The sequence below is a fragment of the Flagellimonas ochracea genome (assembly GCF_009903685.1).
GTDB classification, from domain to species: domain Bacteria; phylum Bacteroidota; class Bacteroidia; order Flavobacteriales; family Flavobacteriaceae; genus Flagellimonas; species Flagellimonas ochracea.
The window spans coordinates 1-440 of the sequence record NZ_JAAABI010000038.1; the positions used below are offsets into that span (position 1 = coordinate 1).

The 440-nt window shown below is 49.3% G+C and carries 1 protein-coding gene; it reads left to right on the plus strand.

Annotated elements, in window-relative coordinates:
• The first annotated feature begins 70 nt into the window (after nucleotides 1-70).
• Complete coding sequence (locus tag GTQ34_RS17075) at nucleotides 71-163, plus strand: ATP-binding cassette domain-containing protein (RefSeq protein WP_417936301.1); 93 nt, start codon at nucleotides 71-73, stop codon at nucleotides 161-163.
• The last annotated feature ends 277 nt before the right edge of the window (nucleotides 164-440 follow it).

The following is a 440-nucleotide window of genomic DNA, read 5'->3' on the forward strand; positions in this document are numbered from 1 at the left end:
ATATGACACGCTGCTGATAGATGAAGGTGCGGTTGGTGCTGGTGAGGGGTCTGAGAAGGACGCAGTACAGCTGAGTGGTGGACAGAAGCAGAGGCTTGCGCTCGCTAGAGCGAAGCTTAGGAACCCTGGAGTTTTGATTCTCGGTATGTTGTTTTCTACTTAATCGCCACAAATTTCCTTATTCACTTCTCTTGTTTAGATGAACCTATATCAGCTCTCGATCCGACCTCCCGGTCACTGATCCTAGCTGCCATCCGAAATTGGCGTAAGAACAAGACGACCATTATCATACGCATGACCTCAGCCACGAATCCATTCTCGATGAAGATTTTGTTTATGTTATGAAGGACGGCAAGGTTGAGGAAGCCGGATACAGATATGATTTGGAGGACAAGACGGCGGGTGGCGATGAGGGAGAGTTCCGGCGGTTAGTCCGGATG